The sequence below is a fragment of the Luteimonas yanweni genome, from assembly GCF_039548475.1.
Lineage (GTDB): Bacteria > Pseudomonadota > Gammaproteobacteria > Xanthomonadales > Xanthomonadaceae > Luteimonas.
The window spans coordinates 80,346-99,690 of record NZ_JBCLVC010000008.1 but is presented as its reverse complement, the minus strand read 5'-3'; the positions used below and the strand labels follow the sequence as shown (position 1 = coordinate 99,690).

20 protein-coding genes are annotated in these 19,345 nt (G+C 70.1%); 14 read left to right on the top strand and 6 right to left on the bottom strand.

Going from position 1 to position 19,345, the window contains the following annotated elements:
- The first annotated feature begins 57 nt into the window (after nucleotides 1-57).
- A complete protein-coding gene (locus tag WCE39_RS04540; RefSeq protein ID WP_343275520.1) occupies nucleotides 58-636 on the top strand; it encodes an energy transducer TonB in 579 nt (192 codons plus the stop codon).
- 8 nt (nucleotides 637-644) lie between these two features.
- On the opposite strand, the gene aroA is transcribed toward WCE39_RS04540, so the two are convergent.
- The 3 genes from aroA to serC are packed head-to-tail and all read right to left on the bottom strand — an operon-like array spanning nucleotide 645 to nucleotide 4,196.
- Nucleotides 645-1,958 carry a 3-phosphoshikimate 1-carboxyvinyltransferase gene (aroA, locus tag WCE39_RS04535; protein ID WP_343275519.1) on the bottom strand — a complete coding sequence of 438 codons (1,314 nt, stop codon included), beginning with the start codon at nucleotides 1,956-1,958 and terminating at the stop codon, nucleotides 645-647.
- 17 nt (nucleotides 1,959-1,975) lie between these two features.
- On the bottom strand, nucleotides 1,976-3,097 hold the full coding sequence (pheA, locus tag WCE39_RS04530; protein ID WP_343275518.1) for a prephenate dehydratase: 1,122 nt from the start codon (nucleotides 3,095-3,097) through the stop codon (nucleotides 1,976-1,978).
- The gene (gene serC, locus WCE39_RS04525; RefSeq protein WP_343275517.1) at nucleotides 3,090-4,196 is read right to left on the bottom strand and encodes a 3-phosphoserine/phosphohydroxythreonine transaminase; all 1,107 of its coding nucleotides are present in this window, start codon (nucleotides 4,194-4,196) and stop codon (nucleotides 3,090-3,092) included. Before serC ends, pheA begins: the two co-directional genes overlap by 8 nt.
- Nucleotides 4,197-4,303: 107 nt before the next feature.
- Between serC and msrP the strand changes: the two genes are divergently transcribed.
- Together msrP and WCE39_RS04515 are read left to right on the top strand one after the other, a co-directional pair.
- Nucleotides 4,304-5,275 (top strand): protein-methionine-sulfoxide reductase catalytic subunit MsrP, encoded by a 972-nt coding sequence (msrP, locus tag WCE39_RS04520; RefSeq protein WP_343275516.1) that lies wholly within the window; start codon nucleotides 4,304-4,306, stop codon nucleotides 5,273-5,275.
- A 44-nt stretch (nucleotides 5,276-5,319) separates the two neighbouring features.
- Nucleotides 5,320-5,961 (top strand): protein-methionine-sulfoxide reductase heme-binding subunit MsrQ, encoded by a 642-nt coding sequence (locus WCE39_RS04515; RefSeq protein ID WP_343275959.1) that lies wholly within the window; start codon nucleotides 5,320-5,322, stop codon nucleotides 5,959-5,961.
- On the opposite strand, the gene WCE39_RS04510 is transcribed toward WCE39_RS04515, so the two are convergent.
- Complete coding sequence (locus WCE39_RS04510) at nucleotides 5,935-6,714, bottom strand: FHA domain-containing protein (RefSeq protein WP_343275515.1); 780 nt, start codon at nucleotides 6,712-6,714, stop codon at nucleotides 5,935-5,937. The two genes, WCE39_RS04515 and WCE39_RS04510, sit on opposite strands and share 27 nt — an antisense overlap.
- An 83-nt stretch (nucleotides 6,715-6,797) precedes the next feature.
- On the opposite strand from WCE39_RS04510, the gene WCE39_RS04505 reads away from it, so the two are divergent.
- The 11 genes from WCE39_RS04505 (at nucleotide 6,798) to rnt (ending at nucleotide 15,936) form a co-directional block, all read left to right on the top strand.
- Nucleotides 6,798-7,073: a polyhydroxyalkanoic acid system family protein gene (locus WCE39_RS04505; RefSeq protein ID WP_343275514.1), complete on the top strand. Its 276-nt coding sequence runs from the start codon at nucleotides 6,798-6,800 to the stop codon at nucleotides 7,071-7,073.
- A gap of 72 nt (nucleotides 7,074-7,145) precedes the next feature.
- Nucleotides 7,146-8,069, top strand: a complete 924-nt coding sequence (locus tag WCE39_RS04500; RefSeq protein WP_343275513.1) for a restriction endonuclease — start codon at nucleotides 7,146-7,148, stop codon at nucleotides 8,067-8,069.
- Nucleotides 8,070-8,368: 299 nt separating this feature from the next.
- A complete protein-coding gene (pstS, locus tag WCE39_RS04495; RefSeq protein WP_343275511.1) occupies nucleotides 8,369-9,424 on the top strand; it encodes a phosphate ABC transporter substrate-binding protein PstS in 1,056 nt (351 codons plus the stop codon).
- Nucleotides 9,425-9,477: 53 nt separating this feature from the next.
- A complete protein-coding gene (pstC, locus tag WCE39_RS04490) occupies nucleotides 9,478-10,446 on the top strand; it encodes a phosphate ABC transporter permease subunit PstC (RefSeq protein ID WP_343275510.1) in 969 nt (322 codons plus the stop codon).
- A complete protein-coding gene (pstA, locus tag WCE39_RS04485; RefSeq protein ID WP_343275509.1) occupies nucleotides 10,446-11,327 on the top strand; it encodes a phosphate ABC transporter permease PstA in 882 nt (293 codons plus the stop codon). Before pstC ends, pstA begins: the two co-directional genes overlap by 1 nt.
- 34 nt (nucleotides 11,328-11,361) lie before the next feature.
- Nucleotides 11,362-12,198: a phosphate ABC transporter ATP-binding protein PstB gene (gene pstB / locus WCE39_RS04480; protein WP_449283972.1), complete on the top strand. Its 837-nt coding sequence runs from the start codon at nucleotides 11,362-11,364 to the stop codon at nucleotides 12,196-12,198.
- A complete protein-coding gene (gene phoU, locus WCE39_RS04475) occupies nucleotides 12,195-12,899 on the top strand; it encodes a phosphate signaling complex protein PhoU (protein ID WP_343275508.1) in 705 nt (234 codons plus the stop codon). The genes pstB and phoU overlap by 4 nt, the downstream gene beginning before the upstream one ends.
- A gap of 95 nt (nucleotides 12,900-12,994) precedes the next feature.
- Nucleotides 12,995-13,459 carry an HvfA family oxazolone/thioamide-modified RiPP metallophore gene (locus tag WCE39_RS04470; protein ID WP_343275507.1) on the top strand — a complete coding sequence of 155 codons (465 nt, stop codon included), beginning with the start codon at nucleotides 12,995-12,997 and terminating at the stop codon, nucleotides 13,457-13,459.
- A 4-nt stretch (nucleotides 13,460-13,463) separates the two neighbouring features.
- Nucleotides 13,464-14,369: an HvfB family MNIO-type RiPP peptide maturase gene (locus WCE39_RS04465; RefSeq protein ID WP_449283971.1), complete on the top strand. Its 906-nt coding sequence runs from the start codon at nucleotides 13,464-13,466 to the stop codon at nucleotides 14,367-14,369.
- Nucleotides 14,359-15,201, top strand: coding sequence for an HvfC family RiPP maturation protein (locus WCE39_RS04460; RefSeq protein WP_343275505.1), 843 nt, complete (start codon nucleotides 14,359-14,361; stop codon nucleotides 15,199-15,201). Before WCE39_RS04465 ends, WCE39_RS04460 begins: the two co-directional genes overlap by 11 nt.
- Before the next feature lie 105 nt (nucleotides 15,202-15,306).
- Nucleotides 15,307-15,936: a ribonuclease T gene (gene rnt / locus WCE39_RS04455; protein WP_343275957.1), complete on the top strand. Its 630-nt coding sequence runs from the start codon at nucleotides 15,307-15,309 to the stop codon at nucleotides 15,934-15,936.
- 83 nt (nucleotides 15,937-16,019) lie between these two features.
- On the opposite strand, the gene rlmB is transcribed toward rnt, so the two are convergent.
- Complete coding sequence (gene rlmB, locus WCE39_RS04450; RefSeq protein WP_343275504.1) at nucleotides 16,020-16,778, bottom strand: 23S rRNA (guanosine(2251)-2'-O)-methyltransferase RlmB; 759 nt, start codon at nucleotides 16,776-16,778, stop codon at nucleotides 16,020-16,022.
- Between the two features lie 13 nt (nucleotides 16,779-16,791).
- Nucleotides 16,792-19,320 carry a ribonuclease R gene (rnr, locus tag WCE39_RS04445; protein ID WP_343275503.1) on the bottom strand — a complete coding sequence of 843 codons (2,529 nt, stop codon included), beginning with the start codon at nucleotides 19,318-19,320 and terminating at the stop codon, nucleotides 16,792-16,794.
- Between the last annotated feature and the right edge of the window lie 25 nt (nucleotides 19,321-19,345).

The following is a 19,345-nucleotide window of genomic DNA, read 5'->3' as shown; positions in this document are numbered from 1 at the left end:
CGCGACCGCGCCTGTGGAACGCTCCAGCCACCTGCACGCGCAGGCAAGGAGCCGTCCATGACCGACCCGAACCGGAACCCCGACACCTCCCCGCCTCCCCCGCAGCCCCCCGCGGTGGAACCGGAGCGCAGGACCGCAGCGCCGCTGCTCTGGATCGTGCTGCTGCTGGCCCTGCTCGCCTTCGGCTGGTTCATCTACAGCCAGCGCGCAGGCGTTACGCCCGCGCCCGACGCGTTGCCGCCACCGGCCATCGGCGTCGACGATGGGCAGGACGCCGCCGCCGAGCGCGAACGCGCCGCCGACGATGCCCGTCGCCAGGCGCGGGACGACGCGCCACCCGCTGCGCCGGCCGTGGCTCCCGACCGCGACGCGGAGCCCCTGACCCGCGTGCAGCCGGTGTATCCACCCGCCGCCTACCGCGACCGCGCGGAAGGCACCGTGCTGGTGGGCGCAGTGATCGGTACCGATGGCAGGCCCGGCGAGGTCGACATCGTGCGCCGCAGCGGTTCGCGTGAACTCGACCGCGCCGCCGTGGACGCGGTGCGCAAGTGGACGTTCCAGCCCGCCATCCGCGCTGGCGACGCCGTCTCCAGCACGGTCGAAGTGCCGGTGACCTTCCGCTTGGACGACGAGTAGCGCGCCCGTCAGCGCTGCTGCAGGCCGAAGCCCGCGGCCTGCGCCATCGCCTCGAACCCGGGGAACGACGTCGCGACGTTCGCGACGTCCCTGATCACAAGCTCTCCGTCGGCCAGTTGCGCCGCGACCGCGAAGGCCATCGCGATGCGATGGTCGCCAGCGCTGTCGACGCAACCACCGCGCAGCGACCCGCCGTCGACCTCCATGCCATCGGGTCGCTCGCGCACCTCGATTCCGAGCGCCGCCAGGCCCACGGCCATCGCATGGATGCGGTCGGACTCCTTGACCCTGAGTTCGGCGGCGCCGCTCACCCGCGTGGTCCCACGCGCGCAGGCCGCGGCGACGGCGAACGCAGGAAACTCGTCGATCATGTCGGCCACCAGGGCCTCGGGGAGCTCGATGCCGCGCAGGCTCGCATGGCGCACCGCGATGTCCGCGACTGGGCCGCAGGCGCCGGGGCGGCGGTCGATCTCGCGGATGTCCGCGCCCATCGCGCGCAGCGCGTCCAGCAGCCCGGTGCGCCGGGGATCCACGCCGACCGAACGCAGCAGCAGCGACGAGCCAGGCACCAGGGTCGCGGCCACGATGAAGAAGGCCGCCGACGAGAAATCGCCGGGCACGTCGATCGTGCGCGCCTGCAGCCGGTGACCGCCCGACAGCCGCACCACACCGCCCGACGTGTCCACCGGCCAGCCGAACGCGGCCAGCATGCGTTCGCTGTAGTCGCGCGTCGGCCGCGGTTCGCGGACGGTCGTCGTGCCATCGGCATACAGGCCAGCCAGCAGTACCGCCGACTTCACCTGGGCGCTGGCCACCGGCGGCTCGTACGCGATCCCCCGCAGGGGCCTGCCGCCGCTGATACGGAGCGGCGGCCGCTCGCCGTCGTCGGAGGCGATCGCCGCACCCATCGCCTTCAGCGGCGCCATCACCCGCTGCATGGGACGGCGCGACAGCGAGGCGTCGCCCGCAAGCACGCTGTCGAAGCGCTGGCCGGCCAGCAGCCCGGCCAGGAGGCGCATCGCGGTCCCGGAATTGCCGCAGTCCAGCGTGGTGGCCGGCGCCTGCAGGCCGTCGATACCGACGCCGTGCACCAGGCGGCACGCCGGCGAAGGCGCTTCGATGCGGACGCCCATCGCGGCGAAGATGGCTGCGGTGGCGCGCGTGTCCTCGCCCTCCAGGAATCCGTCGATGCGCGAGTTGCCGTCGGCGAGCGCGGCGAACATCACCGCACGATGCGAAATCGACTTGTCGCCCGGCACGGCGAATTCGCCCGACAGCGCCCTGCCGCGCGATGCCACCCAGCCCGGCGGGCTCGCGCTCATCGCCGCTCTGCCGGCGCTCACGGCACGGCGACCGGGTACGAGCCCAGCACCCGCACGTCGCCGGCGAATGCGTCGATCTCGGCCAGCGCATCCTTCAGCGGCGACTCCTCGGCGTGTCCACCGACGTCGATGAAGAACGCGTATTCCCACAGCGCGCCGTGGGAGGGCCGCGATTCGATGCGGTTCATGCTGATGCCGTGCCGCGCCAGCGGCTCGAGGATCCTGTACAGCGCGCCCGGCTGGTCGCGGATCGACACCATCAGCGAGGTGCGGTCGTGTCCCGACGACGGGAACGCGGCGCGCCCGATCACGAGGAAGCGCGTGGTGTTGTCGCTGCGGTCCTCGATCGGGCCCGCGACCGTCTTCAGCCCGTAAACCCGGCCCGCGCTTTCACCGGCGATGGCCGCCGCGTCGTCGGCGTTGCGCGCGCGCCGCGCACCCTCGGCGTTGCTGGACACCGGGAATTTCTCCGCCAGGGGCAGGTGCTGCCGCAGCCAATTCTTGCTTTGCGCCAGCGACAGACCGTGGGAATAGATCCGCTCGACATCCCCGATCCGCCCCGTGCGCGACATCAGGTACTGGTGGATGCGCAGCTCGACTTCGCCGCAGATCATCAGCGGCGAGGTGAGGAACATGTCGAGCGTCGACTGGATCGTGCCCTGCCCCGAGTTCTCCACCGGCACCACGCCAAAATCGGCGGCGCCCGAAGCAACCTCGTCAAAGACCTCTTCGACGCTGGCCAGCGGCAGGCCCAGCGCCGAGTGCCCGAAGTGCTTCTGCACCGCCTGCTGCGAGAACGTGCCCTCGGGGCCGAGATAGCCGATCTTCAACGGCTCCTGCTGCGCAAGGCAGGCGGACATGATTTCGCGGAACAGGCGCAGCAGCACGTCGTCGGCCAGCGGGCCGTCGTTGCGGTCCACCACGCGCCGCAGCACCTGCGCCTCGCGCTCGGGCCGGTAGTAGTCGATGGCGGCGGCAAGCCTGCCCTTGGCGCGGCCGACCTGGCGGGCGAAGAATGCGCGCTCCGCGATCAGCGCCTGGATCTCACGGTCGATGCCGTCGATCTGGGCACGCACCGCGGCGAGGTCCGGCTTCGCCGCCGACCCGCCGCCCTCACCCTGGTCGTCCCTGCTAGCCATGTCGACGCTGGAAATCCGCCATGTGATCGACCAGCGCCTGCACCCCGGCCAGCGGCATCGGGTTGTAAATGGATGCGCGCATGCCGCCGACCACGCGATGTCCCTTGAGGCCGATCAGGCCAGCCTCGCGCGCTTCGACAAGGAAGGCCTCGTCGAGCGCGGGGTCGGGCAGGAAGAACGGCACGTTCATGCGCGAGCGCACGGCCGGCTCGACCTGGTTGCGGTACCAGCCGCCGGAACCATCGATGGCCGCATACAGCAGCTTCGCCTTCTCTTCGCTGCGGCGCGCGAATTCCTCCACCCCGCCCTGTTCGAGCATCCAGCGGAAGGTCAGGCCCGCGACGTACCAGTTCCAGGTCGGCGGCGTGTTGAGCATGGAATCCGCGGCCAGCTGCAGCCGGTAGTCGAAGATGTCGGCGCGCGGCTGGCCGGCGCGTTCCAGCAGGTCGCGGCGCACGATCACCACGCCGATGCCGACCGGGCCGAGGTTCTTCTGCGCCCCGGCATAGATCGCGCCGAAGCGCGAGACATCGATCGGCTCGGACGCGATGCTGGAACTGAAGTCCGCGAACAGCGGCACGTTGCCGGTATCCGGATAGGCGTGGCCTCCCGCCACCGGCGGACGGAATTCGACGCCGTGGATGGTCTCGTTGGCGGTGACGTGCACATAGGCCGCGTCTTCGGAGAGGCGCCAGCCCGCGGCCGGCGGGATGCTGCGGTAGCCATCAGGCTCGCTGCTCGCGGCCACGTTCAGGTCGACATAGGGCGCGGCCTGGCGGGTGGCGATCGCGCCCCAGTGGCCGGTGAGCACATAGTCGGCGCGCTGCCCGGGGGCGGCGAAGTTCAGCGGCAGCAGCGCCTGCTGAGCCGTGGCGCCGCCCGGGAGGAACAGCACCGCGTAGTCGGCTGGAATGCCGATCAGCTGGCGCAGGTCGGCCTCGGCGCGGGCGGCGATCTCGATGAATTCAGGCCCGCGATGGCTGATTTCAACGATCGAGGCGCCGGCCTCGCCATATTCGAGCATCGTGTCCCGGGCCTGGAGCAGCACCGGCTCCGGCAGCATGGCGGGACCGGGACTGAAGTTGTAGGCGCGCGACATGGCTGGACCTCGGGGTACGGATGGACGATCCAGTATGCCGCAATGCAGCACCGCGGCATCACCTGGCCGGCGTTAGGATTGGCCCTCCCCCAGGGCGAGATGCGGACATGGCCCGCTACCAGTGCGCGCGACTTCCCGGCGAGCCACTCACCGACGAGGACGTCTACCGCGACCGGCGCCGATTGCTGCAGATGCTTGCGCTGTCGCCCGCCCTGCTCGCGGCAGGCTGCCGCGGCGCCGAGCCGCCACCACCGGTCGACGTGCCGCGCGCCGCCGGCACAGGCGCTCGCACCGGTTTCAACACCGACGAGCCGCTGACCCGCTACGAAGACGCCACGAGCTACAACAACTTTTACGAATATGGCAGCGGCAAGGCCGACCCGTCGCGCGCAGCGAAGACGCTCGTGACATCGCCGTGGTCGGTGGCGGTCTCGGGCGAATGCGCCCGCCCCGGCACGGTGCCGCTGGAAACCCTGCTGAAGGGCCTGGTGCCGGAAGAGCGCGTCTACCGCATGCGCTGCGTCGAAGGCTGGTCGATGGTGATCCCCTGGCTCGGCGTGCCGCTGGGCGAGGTCCTCAAGCGTTTCCAGCCGACTTCGGACGCCAAGTACGTGGCCTTCACCAGCCTCGCCGACCCGCGGCAGATGCCGGGCGTGCGCGCGCCGATCATCGACTGGCCCTACCGCGAGGGCCTGCGCATCGACGAGGCCATGCATCCGCTCACGCTGCTGGCCACGGGCATGTACGGCAAGCCCCTGCCGCAGCAGAACGGTGCGCCGCTGCGCCTGGTGGTGCCGTGGAAGTACGGCTTCAAAGGCATCAAATCGATCGTCGCGATCGAGTTCACCCGCAAGGCGCCAAGCACCGCCTGGAACGACATGCAGCCGCGCGAGTACGGCTTCTTCGCCAACGTGAATCCGGCCGTCGACCACCCGCGCTGGAGCCAGGCGAGCGAGCGGCGGATCGCCGGCGACGGCAACCGGCTGTTCGCCGACCGCATGGCCACGCGCCCCTTCAACGGCTACGCCGAACAGGTCGCTTCGCTGTACCAGGGCATGGACCTGGCACGCTGGTATTGAACGCGCCGGTTGGAGCGCGGAATGCTCCGCGCAGCGGCCGTGGCCTGGTCGCTGCCAAGGCCGCCGTCCACGCGCTCGCGCTGACGCCGCTGGCGCTGCTCGGCTGGCAGGCCTGGCAGGTGGGCAGCGGCGCCGATATCGACGCACTGGGTGCCGAACCGGTGGCCGCGATCGAACACGAGCTCGGGCTGTGGGCGCTGCGCCTGCTGCTCGCCACGCTGGCGGTGACGCCCCTGCGCCAGCTCCTGCAGCAACCGCTGCTGCTGCGCTTCCGGCGCATGCTCGGGCTGTACGCCTTCGCCTATGCCAGCCTGCACTTGAGTGCGTACCTGGTGCTCGACCTGCGTGGCTGGTGGGCACAGGTGCTGGTGGAAATCGTCGAGCAGCCCTACATCACGGTGGGCTTTGCGGCCTGGCTGCTGCTGGTGCCCTTGGCGCTGACCTCGACCCGCGGCTGGATGCGGCGGCTGGGCAGGAATTGGGGGCGGCTGCATCGCCTGATATACGTCATAGCGACGCTTGCGGTGCTGCATTTCTGGTGGGTGGTGAAGTCGGACGTCCGCGAACCGCTGCTGTACGCGGCCATTCTCGCGGCGCTGCTTGCCTGGCGGTTGCCCTGGCGGCGCCGGCGCACGGCCTCGCCACCGCGCGCCCCGGTCTCAGCCGGTACCGAACAGCAGCAGTAGCGCCAGCAGTCCCGCCAGCACCACGGCCGTGACCAGCAGCCATGGCAGGCGCATGGCCCCGCCGCGCTTGCCCGTCACCGGTGCCTCGGCGGTCGCCACCCCGGTCCCGGCCTCCCGCGCTGCGCCCGAAGGCGCCTCGAGCACGAAGCGATGGTGAGCGTCGAACACGACCTGGTCGCCCGGGCGCAGCACCGCGTCGCGCACCGGCTCGCCGTTGACCTGGCTGCCTTCGGCTGAACCGAGGTCGCGCAGCACCACTTCGCCACCCAGCATCTCCAGGCGGGCGTGGCGTTCGGCGAACGCGGCCTCGTCGATGCGGATGTCGGCCTCGGGCGCACGCCCGACCAGCCGCGGACGCTCCAGGGTGAAGCTGCGCCCGTGGTAGTGGCCACCCACGCCGCGCAGGACGGTTCGCACGTCGCCGGCCTCTCCCGTGCTGTCGCCGAAACCGGCGGCCGGCTGCCGTGGGGGGTGCGGTGCGACCAGGCGCATGCCGCTGCCATCCACGAACACCGCATCACCCACGCGCAGCATGGCCATGCGCTGCACCGGGCGGCCGTTGACGTGCACGCCGCGCGTGCCTTCGGGGACGGTCAGCCAGACGCCGCGGCGGTCGACGCAGAAATTCACGATGGCGGCGTCCTGCACCGGGCCGAGCGTGGCGTCGCCACCGGTACGCCCGATGCCGTGCACGCCGACGGCCAGCGGGTAGTCGTCGCCGGTGGGATCGAAGCGCAGCCTGAGAGTGTCCATGCGCGGTGGAATCTATCACGCGCCACCCTTGGATCGCGCCGCCGTCGCATCCAGAATGTCGGCCCAGACACACGGAGTACGGCATGGCCGACATCGACATCCACCACCCACACCAGCTGTCCATGGAGAGCGCGCGCGACGCGGTGCAGCAGGTGGCCGACAAGCTGGTCGAGCGCTTCGGGGTGGACTGCCGGTGGCAGGGCGACGTGCTGGGCTTCAGCCGCGCGGGCGTGGACGGCACCATCGCGCTGCATCCGGGCGTAGTCCATGTCACCGCGCAGCTCGGCTTCCTGTTCGCGGCGATGCAGGGCCCCATCGAGTCGGAAATCCGCCGCGTGCTCGGCAAGCACTTCGGCTGAGGACGCGCGCACAGCCGCCAACCGGGGCGCGCATCCGTCTATCCTTGGCGCTCCGGGACAGGGGCGGAACACATGTTGAAGTGGCTGTTTGCAATCGTCGTCGTGCTCGCCATCGGCGTGGCCGCCACCTGGCTGGCACATGGCCCGCTGCGCCGGCGCGATGAAACCGCCGCCGGAATCGCCGCACTATCCGCGATGTCCTGGCGCGAGTTCATCCGCATCGTGCTCGAGGCCCTGTCGCGTCGCGGCTACCACCGCGTGGTGGATCGCGAGGCCCCGTCCGGGGACAGTGACCACACCCTGGTCCGCAACGGCGACCACTGGCTGCTGTCGACCAAGCACGGCAGCGCGTTCGTGCTCGGGCGCGCCGCCGTCAACGAGCTGACCGCGGCCATGGGCCTGGCCGGTGCCGTGGGCGGACTGCTGGTCACGCAGGGGCGCATCGACGACGACGCCCGCCGGACCGCGCGCGGCCAGGCCGTCGAGCTGCTGGACGGTGCGACGCTGTGGCCGGAACTCCGTCCCCTGGTGCCCGCAGCAGCGCTGGCGCCGATCGAAAAGGCATCCGCAAAGCGCGCGCGTGAGCGCAGCCTGGCGGGCTGGCTGATGGCCCTGATCACCGGCGTGGCCATCTTTGCGCTGCTGCCCGCGCCGCAGCCGCCCGCCGCCGCGGCGGCCAGCCCGGCGGATACGCCAGCCGATTCGACGGCCTTGGAGCAGGCGGCCATGGCGATGGTCGAACCCGATGCCGCCGCGCTCCAGGCGCAGCGCAGGGAACTGGCCGCGACGGTTGCCACGCTACCGGGCATGAGCAGGGCGCTGTGGACCAGCAGTTCCACGCTCGAGGTCTTCGTGGCGGGTGCCGAAAGCGACCCGTTCCCTGCGATCTGCTCGCTGGTGGAGCGCTATCCGGCGCTGGCTTCTTCTCGGATCCAGGTGACATCGCCGGTGGAAAGTGGCCGGGCGGTCCGCTTCCGGCAGTGCCGCAGCTACTGAGGCCGCCGCCGTCGAGGAATGTCACGGGACCGTAATCGGCCCGACATCATCGGGTCACCGCGCAACGTTCAAATGACGCCAAGGCCTGCACCCGGCCGCGTCGCCATCGCGATACAGCCTGCCACGCCTCTCCTCCCCAGACAATTGCGCTGCTTTTCGGGCCCCTTGGGCCCGCTCTTTTTTGCGGCGCCCGGCAGCTGCGTTCAGGTCCGGGGGGCAGTCGTCATGAAGCTGTCACAAAAACATCATCCAATGTGCGTACGCCTCACACGGCGCCTGCCCACAACGGAAATTCCACCATGACTCCTTCCAAGCTGCGTCTCGCCTCTCTTGCGCTCGCCTCGGCCCTGCTCGTTGCCGCCTGTCAGCCTTCCGGCAGCGCACCTGCGGCCGGCGGCAACAGCGGCGCCAACCAGGTCTCCGGTGCCGGCGCGTCCTTCATCTATCCGCTGGTATCGAAATGGTCGGCCGACTACAACGCCGCCACAGGCAACCAGGTCAACTACCAGTCCATCGGTTCCGGCGGCGGCATCGCCCAGGTCAAGCAGGGCACCGTGGACTTCGGCTCCAGCGACAAGCCACTGTCCACCGAGGAACTGGCCGAAGCCGACCTGGTCCAGTTTCCCTCGGCGATCGGCGGCGTGGTGCCGGTGGTCAACGTCGACGGCCTCGCGCCGGGCGAGCTGAAGCTCACCGGCCCGCTGCTGGCGGACATCTTCCTGGGCAAGGTCGCGAACTGGAACGCCGCCGAAATCGCCGCGGTCAACCCGGGCCTGGCCCTGCCGGACGCCAAGATCAGCATCGTCCACCGCTCCGACGGATCGGGCACCAGCTTCAACTTCACCAACTATCTGTCCAAGGTCAGCCCCGAGTGGCAGCAGCAGGTCGGCGAAGGCACCTCGGTCGCCTGGCCGCTGGGCGTTGGCGGCAAGGGCAACGAAGGCGTCGCGTCCTACGTGCAGCAGATCAAGGGCGCGATCGGCTATGTCGAGCTTGCCTACGCGCTGCAGAACACCATGCCTTACGCTTCGATGCAGAACGCGGCCGGCAACTTCGTCGAGCCCGGCGCGGAAAGCTTCGCCGCCGCTGCGCGCACCGCCGACTGGGCTTCGGCCAGCGACTTCAACCTGGTGATCACCGACGCCCCGGGCGCGGATGCATGGCCGATCACCGCCACCAACTTCATGCTGATGCCCAGGCAGCCGGCGGATCCGGCGCGCAGCCAAGCGACCCGTGACTTCTTCAAGTGGGCCTTCGAATCCGGCCAGGTGCAGGCCAGCGAGCTGCACTACGTGCCCCTGCCGGCAGAGCTCGTGGCCCAGGTCGAGGCGTACTGGGCCGCCAAGTTCAACTGAGGCCTTCGTGCCCGCCGCTGCTGCGGCGGGCGCCCCACAGCTCCGGGACGTAGATGAACGCTTCCACCCTCCCAGCCACCAGCTCCGGCCAACGCGACCTGCGCGACGCGCGCGCCGACCGCTGGTTCCGCTACGCCCTCGTCGGCACCGTGGCCTTCGTGCTGCTGGCACTCGCCAGCGCGGCGCTGTCGATGCTCTGGGGCGGCCGCGAAGCCCTGCAGTCGCAGGGCCTGTCGTTCTTCCTCTCGGCGGAGTGGAACCCGGTCGAAAACCGCTACGGTGCGCTGGCCCCGATCTACGGCACGGTCGTCACCGCCATCATCGCGATGCTGCTCGCGGTGCCCATCAGCTTCGGCATCGCGGTATTCCTGACCGAGGTTGCGCCGCGCTGGCTGCGCGGGCCGGTGAGCGCGGCGATCGAACTGCTGGCCGGCATCCCCTCGATCATCTACGGCATGTGGGGCCTGTTCGTGTTGGTGCCGGTGATGACGACGCACGTCACGCCCTGGCTCAACGAGCACCTCGGCAACGTGCCGGGCCTGGGCATGCTGTTCCGCGGCCCGCCACTGGGCATCGGCATCCTCACCGCGGGCCTGGTGCTGGCGATCATGGTGGTGCCCTTCATCACCTCGGTGATGCGCGAAGTGTTCCTGACCGTGCCCACGCGGCTCAAGGAGTCGGCGTACGCGCTCGGCTCCACGCGCTGGGAAGTGTGCTGGGACATCGTCCTGCCCTATACGCGCTCCGCGGTGATCGGCGGCATCTTCCTGGGCCTGGGCCGCGCGCTGGGCGAGACCATGGCCGTCGCCTTCGTGGTCGGCAACAGCGTGCGCCTGACGCCGTCGCTGCTGGAGCCCGGCACCACCATCGCCGCGCTGATCGCCAACGACTTCGGCGAGGCCACCGATACCTACCGCTCCGCGCTGCTGCTGCTTGGCTTCGTGCTGTTCATCGTCACCTTCGTGGTGCTGACGCTGGCGCGGCTGATGCTGGCCCGGCTGGCACGCAGGGAGGGCAACTGATGGCCGCCGCAAGCCCCATGCCGCGCGGCGCGCGCCAGCTCTACCTCCGCCGCCGCATCATCAACGCGGTCACGCTCTCGCTGTCCTGCGTCGCGGCGGTGATTGGCCTGGTGTTCCTGGCCTGGATCCTGTGGACCCTGGTCTCCAAGGGCATCAGCGGCATCAATGTCAGCCTGTTCACCCGCGACACCCCGCCGCCGATGGCCGAGGGCGGCCTGCGCAACGCGCTGTTCGGTTCGGCGGTGATGTGCGGGCTGGCGATCCTGATCGGCGCGCCGCTCGGCGTGGCCGCGGGCACCTGGCTTGCCGAATACGGCGCCAACAGCCGCACCGCCACGGTCGTGCGCTTCGTCAACGACATCCTCCTGTCGGCGCCATCGATCGTGCTCGGCCTGTTCGTCTACACCCTGCTGGTGATGTACGGCGGCGGCGGATTCTCGGCGCTGGCGGGTTCGGTGGCGCTGGCCTTCATCGTGCTGCCGGTGGTCCTGCGCACCACCGACGAGATGCTGCGGCTGGTGCCGACGCAGATGCGCGAGGCTGCGCTTTCGCTCGGCGTGCCGCAGTGGAAAGTGACCGTGCAGGTGCTCTATCGCAGCGCCTCGGCGGGCATCGTCACCGGCATCCTGCTGGCCCTGGCCCGGATCAGCGGCGAGACCGCGCCGCTGCTGTTCACCGCCTTCGGCAACCTGTACTGGAACAGCGACATCATGCAGCCGATGGCCAGCGTGCCGGTGGTGATGTACCAGTTCGCCGGCAGTCCCTACGAGAGCTGGCAGGACCTGGCCTGGGCCGGCGCCCTTGTCCTCACCGCCTTCGTGCTGCTGATCAGCCTCGGCGCGCGCGCGGTGCTGGCGCGGAACCGCATCACCAATGACTGACCCGATGATTTCGACTCCTTCCCGGACCCCGCCGATGAATGCCATCCACGTCCCCGCAGGGCACGGACGCCCCACGCTGTCCACCTCGCCCATGCATCGTGCCACCGCCGCGCCTGCGCCCGTGAAGCTGTCGGTGCGCGACCTCGACTTCCACTACGGCAAGTTCCACGCGATCAAGGGCGTGGCGATGGATATCCCGGAGAAGCGCGTGACCGCGCTGATCGGACCCTCGGGCTGCGGCAAGTCGACGCTCCTGCGCGTGTTCAACCGCATCTACGCGCTGTATCCGGGCCAGGTGGCCAGCGGCAGCATCCTGCTCGACGGCGAGGACATCCTGTCGCCGAAGTACGCGATGAACCGCCTGCGCTCGAAGGTCGGCATGGTGTTCCAGAAGCCCGTGCCGTTCCCGATGACCATCTACGAGAACATCGCCTATGCGATCCGCCACCACGAGAAGGTGTCGAAGGCGGACATGGACGGGCGCGTGGAAGCCGCGCTGCGCCAGGGCGCGCTCTGGGACGAGGTCAAGGACAAGCTCGGGCAGAGTGCGCTCGGCCTGTCCGGCGGCCAGCAGCAGCGCCTGTGCATCGCCCGCGCAGTTGCGCTGCGCCCGGAGGTGCTGCTGCTCGACGAGCCGACCTCCGCGCTGGACCCGATCTCGACCAGCCGCATCGAGCAGCTGATCGAAGAGCTGAAGCTCGACTACACCATCGTGATCGTGACCCACAACATGCAGCAGGCCGCGCGGGTCTCGGACTACACGGCCTTCATGTACCTCGGTGACCTGGTCGAACACGACAGCACCGAGGCCATCTTCTCCAATCCCTCGAAGCGCCAGACCGAGGACTACATCACCGGACGGTTCGGATGAACAACCAGCCCCATGACCATATCGTTCGCAGCCACGATGAAGAGCGCGAGCGCCTGATCGGCGAGATCCTGCGCATGGGCGAGCTCTCGGTCGCGCAGCTCGAGGCCGCGCTCGACGTGGTCGAGCGCCGCGACGACCGCGCGGCCGGCCATATCGTCGCCAACGACCAGGCCATCGACGACATCGAGCGCGTGGTCAGCCAGGACGTCATGAAGCTTTCGCTGCGCGGCCCGCTGGCGCGCGACCTGCGCGAAGTGCTGGCGGCCCTGCGCATCGTCTCCGACATCGAACGCATCGGCGACTACGCGGCCAACATCGCCAAGCGCTCGATCGCGCTCAACCAGGCGCCGGCGCTGCCGGTCGCCGGTGGCCTCGCCCACCTCGGCGCGCTGGCCGTGCGCCAGGTGCGCCGGGTGCTCGAGGCCTACCGCACCCACGACCCCGAGGCGGCGCAGTTGGTCCGCGACACCGACGCCGCGCTTGATGCCGAATACACCCGCCTGTTCCGCGAACTGCTGACCTACATGATGGAAGACGCACGCGCGATCACCGGCTGCACCCACCTGCTGTTCATGGCCAAGAACCTCGAGCGCATCGGCGACCACGCCACCAACATCGCCGAGAACATCTGGTTCATGGCCTATGGCGACGACAACCTGCCGCCGCGCGAAAAGGCCGACCACACCAACACCCAGACCTGAATTCGGCACCCGCAACGCTGCTGCACTGCACCGTGCGCGCTGCGGCATACTTGGCGCCCCCGCGGCCTCCCGCCGCGGAACAGGAGAACGCCAGCATGTCCAAGTCCCCTGCAAAGCCCGTCGCCCTTGCCGTAGCCGCCACGCTTGGCGGCCTCGCGCTGTCCGGCGCTGCGTTCGCGATGACCCCGCTCGCCAGCGGCTACATGCTGTCCGGCGCTGCAGTCAGCCAGGACGCGGCCGCCACTGAAGCCGCCACCGACGCCAAGGCCGACGCCAAATCCGGGGAGGGCCGCTGCGGCATGTCCCACGCCGACAGCGACGGCGACGGCCGGATCTCCGCCGAGGAGTTCGCCGCCAGCCATCCGGAAAAGGACGCCTCCTACTTCACCGCGATGGACGGCAACGGCGACGGCTTCGTCGACAAGGCCGAGCACGGCGCCCACCACGCCGCGAAAAAGGCCGGCTCCGACGAAGACGCCGCTAACGACAAGGCCGCCCAGGAGGGCAAGTGCGGCGAAGGCAAGTGCGGCGGCTCCGGTGCCTGCGGCGGCGTGGCCTGACCCAATGGGTGATACGGATGCGTGGCCACCCGCCGCGCACCCGCCAGCCATGAACGCTCCGCTGCATCCGCGCGCCGTCGGCCTCGGCCTGCGCCGCGCCCTGCTGCCCGGGCTGCGCGCCGCGCCGCCGGGCAGCTTCGATTTCCTCGAAGCCGCGCCCGAGAACTGGATCGGCGTCGGCGGCGCGCCGGGCGAGGCGTTCGCCGAGCTCGCTTCGCGCCATCCGCTCGCATGCCACGGCCTGTCGCTGTCGCTCGGCGGCCCCGCGCCGCTGGACGAGCCTTTCCTGCACCAGCTGCGCGATTTCCTCGATGCGCATCGCGCGCCGCTCTACAGCGAGCACCTCAGCGCCTGCGGCGACAGCCTCGGCCAGCTCTACGACCTGCTGCCCCTGCCCTTCAGCGACGAAGCAGTACGGCACGTGGCCGCGCGCATCCGCCGTGCCCAGGACATCCTCGGCCGGCGCATCGCCGTGGAGAACATCTCGTACTACGCGAGAATTCCCCCGGGTGCCGGAACACGGCCACTGACCGAGCTCGAGTTCGTCAACGCCGTGCTTGCGGAAGCCGACTGCGACCTGTTGCTGGACGTAAACAACATCGTGGTGAATGCCACCAACCACGGCTACGACGCGCTGACGTTCCTGCGCGGGCTGCCGGGTGACCGGATCGCCTGTGTCCACGTCGCCGGCCATCGTGACGAAGCGCCCGGACTCAAGATCGATACCCATGGCGCGGCCGTGGCCGACCCGGTCTGGGCGCTGCTGTCGGAGGCCTATGCCCTGTTCGGCCCGCGGCCCACGCTGCTCGAGCGTGATTTCGACTTCCCGCCCTTCGACGAGCTGCTGGGCGAACTCGACATCGTGCGTGGACACCTTTCCGCCATACCGGCGATCCGTCGTGTCGCCTGACCACACCGCCCACGGCAAGGCGGGGCCCGGCGCCGCAGAGGGGACGGGTCCAGGCGGCCTGGCCGCCTGCGACGCGCTGCGCGCGCAGCAGGACGCCTTCACCGCCCATATCCGCGATCCCGACCGCCATCCAGCGCCGCCCGGCATCGACGCACGCAGGATGCAGGTCTATCGCGATCTGTTCTTCAACAACGTCTCGCGTCTGCTGGCAGGAAATTTCCCGGTGATCCGCCGCATCCGCGGCGACGCCTGGCCGGCGCTGGTGCGCGAGTTCTACCGCGACCACGGTTGTCGCACCCCGCTGTTCCCGGAGCTTCCGCGGGAATTCCTGCGCTACCTGGAAACCAGCGGCGGGCGCGAGCCCTGGCTGCCGGAGCTGGCGCATTACGAGTGGATCGAGCTGGCCTTGCAGATCAGCGAGTCGCGCGTCAGCGACATCGCCCACGACCCGCTTGACGCACCCGGTACCGACGTCGCGGCCGCGCTCCTGGCCGGCCGCCCCCTGCTTTCCCCGCTCGCGTGGCCGCTGGCCTATGCCTGGCCGGTGCACCGCATCGGGCCCGACATGCTCCCGGCCGAAGCGCCACCCGAGCCGACGCTGCTGCTGCTCCATCGCGGCGCCGACGGCCGCGTGCGCTTCCACGCGCCCAGCCCGCTGGCCTGGCGGCTGCTGCAGCGCCTGGACGAGGCGCCCGGGCTGGACGGGCGTGCCCAGCTGGAGGCGCTGGCGGCAGAAGCCGGCAGCTCCGCGGACGCCGCCTTCATCGACCAGGGCCGCGCGATGCTCCTGCGCTGGCACGGCGAGGGCATCGTCGCCGGCGTGCGCAGCTGAACCCGCCACCGGGCCGGCTGCCCGCACTCGGATAGACTAGCGCCGGTGACCACCCTGCCCACGCCACCGCCCCAGCCCTCCGGGGCCGCCCCCACCTTCGCCCCCATGTCGTCCCGCTTCCGCGGCTACCTGCCCGTTGTGGTCGACGTGGAGACCGGCGGCTTCGACTGGAACCGCCACGCGCTGCTCGAGATCGCGGTGATGCCGATCGACCTGGACGACCAAGGCCGTTACGTGCTGGGTGAAGGCGCCAGCGCGCACGTCGTACCGGCACCGGGCACCGACATCGATCCCAAATCGCTGCAGATCACCGGCATCGACCTCGACCATCCGTTCCGCCTCGCCAAGCAGGAACGCGACGCGCTGGACCACGTCTTCGCCGCCGTGCGCACCGCGGTGCGCAAGCACGGCTGCCAGCGCGCGATCCTTGTGGGGCACAACGCCCACTTCGACCTCAACTTCGTCAACGCCGCGGTCGCCCGCAGCGAACACAAGCGCAATCCCTTCCACCCCTTCAGCGTGTTCGACACCGTGACCATGGCCGGCCTGGCCTACGGGCAAACGGTACTGGCGCGCGCGGTGCAGGCCGCGGGCATGGAATGGAACAGCGACGAAGCGCACTCGGCCGTCTACGACACCGAACGCACCGCCCAGCTCTTCTGCACGATCGCCAACGGCTGGGGCCGCCACGCCACTTCGCCGCCCGACAATTCTCCCGCGCCCGCTCCGCTGTAGGCGCGGCTCGCACTGCATTTGCTACGGATCAGCGCGAAAAAAGCGGAAAATAAAAGCTCTTTGTCAAGTCAGGCCCGCAGCCCTCAGAGTCGCTGGCGCACCGCTTCGAACAGACAGACGCCCGCGGCCACGGAGACGTTGAGGCTGTCGACGCCGGCCTCGGTCGCGCCCGGCATCGGCAAAGCGACCAGCTGGTCGCAGTGTTCGCGCGTCAGGCGGCGCAGGCCCTCGCCTTCGCCGCCAAGGACCAGCGCGACGTTGCCGCGCAGGTCGATGCCGTACAGCGATGCGCCGGCGTCGCCGGCCAGGCCGTAGATCCAGACGCCCTGCTTCTGCAGCTCGCGCAGCGTGCGGGAGAGGTTGGTCACGCGCACCACCGCGATGCTGTCGGCGGCGCCGGCGGAGGTCTTGCGCACCGTGGCGTTGACCTGCACCGCCTTGTCCCTGGGGATGACCACCGCGGTGACCCCCGCGGCCGCGGCGCTGCGCAGGCAGGCGCCCAGGTTGTGCGGGTCCTGCACGCCGTCGAGCACCAGCAACAGCGCGCGGCCTTCGGCGGCCTCGACCAGGCCTGGCAGGTCGTCCTCGTCGAAGGTCTTCGCCGCGGCATAGCGCGCGACCGCACCCTGGTGGCGCAGGCCGCCGGCAACGCCGTCCAGCGCATTCTGCGCGACGCGACGCACTTCGATGCCCCGGCGACGGGCCTCTTCCTCGATCGTGCCGATGCGCGGATTCTTCGCACCGGCCTCGAGCAGGACTTCACGCACGTTGTCGGCATCGTGTTCCACGGCCGATGCGACGGCGTTGATGCCCACGATCCACTGGTTCTGCTTGCTGGCCATCGGGCCTTCGTCCTCAGTACTTTTTCTTGGTCCGCTTCGCGGGCTGCCCGCGCGGGGCGGGTGGAACCGGAGCGCCCTGCCGGCCGCCCTCTTCCACCAGGCGGAAGTCGATCTTCAATTCCTCGACGCTGGCCTTGAGCACCACGATGCGCACCGCATCGCCGAGCCGGTACTCGCGCTCGGAGCGCTGGCCGGTCAGCGTCTTGCGGATCGGATCGAAGTTGTAGAAGTCATTCGGCAGCTGGGTCACGTGCACCAGGCCGTTGACCTTGGATTCGGTCGGCTCGACGAACAGGCCGAAGCTGGTGACGCCGCTGACCACGCCGTCGAACTCGCGGCCCACGTGCTCTTCCATCCACGCCGCGCGATAGCGCTCGTCGACCTCGCGTTGCGCTTCGTCGGCGCGGCGCGAGCGCTCCGAGCACTGCAGCGACAGCGTCGCCATCTCGTGCGCCGAGTACTTGTATTGCGCAGCGTTGCCACCGGCCAGCGAATGCTTGATCGCCCGGTGCACCAGCAGGTCGGCGTAGCGGCGGATGGGCGACGTGAAGTGCGCGTACGCCTCCAGCGCCAGCCCGAAATGGCCGATGTTGTCCGGCGAGTACACCGCCAGCGACTGGCTGCGCAGCAGGACCGACTCCAGCAGCGCCGCGTCGGGCCGCTCGCGCACCGTTTCCAGCAGCTTGCGGAAATCCTTGGGATGAACCTTCTGCCAGGTCGGCAGGCGCAGCTGGAACTCCTTCAGGAACTCCAGCAGGTCGGCGTATTTCCCTTCGGGCGGGCGGTCGTGGTCGCGGAACGGCGCCGGGATGCCGGAGGCGAGCAGCGCATGCGCGGCCGCCACGTTCGCCGCGATCATGCATTCCTCGATCAGCTTGTGGGCGTCGTTGCGCTGGATCATGCCGGCCTGCGTGACCTCCCCCTGCGGCCCGAGCACGAAGCGCACCTCGGAGGTCTCAAAGTCGATCGCGCCACGCTGCTTGCGCGCCTTCTCGAACACCCTGTACAGCTGGTGCAACTGCAGCACCTGTTGCATCTGCGGGCCGATGAAGGCCTGCGCGGCATCGCGGTCCGCATCGGGAATGCCGTCGCCCACGGCGTTCCAGACCTGGTTGTAGGTCAGGCGCGCGTGCGAATGCATCACCGCCTCGTGGAACTCGTACGAGACCACGTTGCCGCGGCGGTCGACCTGCATGTCGCAGGCGAAGCACAGGCGGTCCTCGCGCGGCTTCAGCGAGCAGATGCCGTTGGACAGGGTCTCCGGCAGCATCGGCACCACGAAGCCGGGGAAGTACACCGAAGTCGCGCGCTTCTGCGCTTCGACGTCGAGCGGCTCGCCGGGGCGCACGTAATGCGACACGTCGGCGATGGCCACGATCAGGCGGAAGCCGTCGCGGTTGGGTTCGCAGTACACCGCGTCGTCGAAGTCCTTGGCGTCCTCGCCGTCGATGGTGACCAGCGGCAGCTTGCGCAGGTCCAGGCGACGGTTGGCGCTGGCGGCGTCGACCTCGACCGGCACCGCGGCCGCAGCGTCGAGCACCTCGGAGGGGAACTCGTGCGGGATGTCATGGCCGTGGATCGCGGCCTCGACCGCGATCGACGCGGTCAACCTGTCGCCGAGCACCGCCAGCACGCGACCGATCGGCGGCCGGTGGTTGTCCGGCGGCGCGACGATTTCGCAGACCACCAGCTGGCCATCGCGCGCGTCCAGTCGCGCGTCCGCGGGAATCTGGACGTTGCGCTGGATACGGCGGTCGTCCGGGACCACGAAGCTGATCCCGGACTCGAGCGCGTAGCGCCCGATGAGCCGGCTGACGCGGCGCTCCAGCACCTCCACGATCACGCCTTCGCGGCGGCCACGGCGATCGACGCCGGTGACGCTGCCGAGCACGCGGTCGCCGTGCATCACCTTGCGCATCTCGAAGGGTGGCAGGAACAGGTCGTCGCCCACCCCGCTTTCGGGGCGCAGGAAGCCGAAGCCCTCGGGGTTGGCGATCACCGTGCCGGGAATGAGGTCGGCGCGCGCGGCGGGCACGAACCCGCGCCGGCGGTTCTTCAGCACCTGGCCGTCGCGCAGCATCGCCGCCAGGCGCTTGTCCAGGGCTTCGGCACGTTCCGGTTCGGTAAGACCCAGCGCCTCCTGGAGGGCCTCGGCGTCCAGCGGGCCGTCGGCATCGGACAGCACCTGGAGGATCGCCTCGCGGCTTGCGATGGGATTCTCGTAGCGTCCGGCCTCGCGCGCGGCCTGCGGGTCATCGAAGCCACCGCGGCCGATGCCGCCTTCCTTCGCACGCACAGGCGCGGCGGCCGCGGGCGCGACGGGCGCGTCCTGTCCGCGGGGCTTCATGGCGCGCAGCAGGCCGGGATCCGGCATCCAGCCCGGCTGGGCGGCCGGCTTCTTCGACGCGGCGCGCGCGGGTGCCGGGCCCTTCCCGGATCTGGCGGTGCCTTTCGCGCCCTTGGCCGGCGCGGCCTTGTCGCTGCCCGTGCGGGGGGATGTCCTGTCGCGGCCGCTGCCGCCCTTGCCTGCAGTTTTTGTCATGCGGCGATTGTACGCGGGCGCCGTG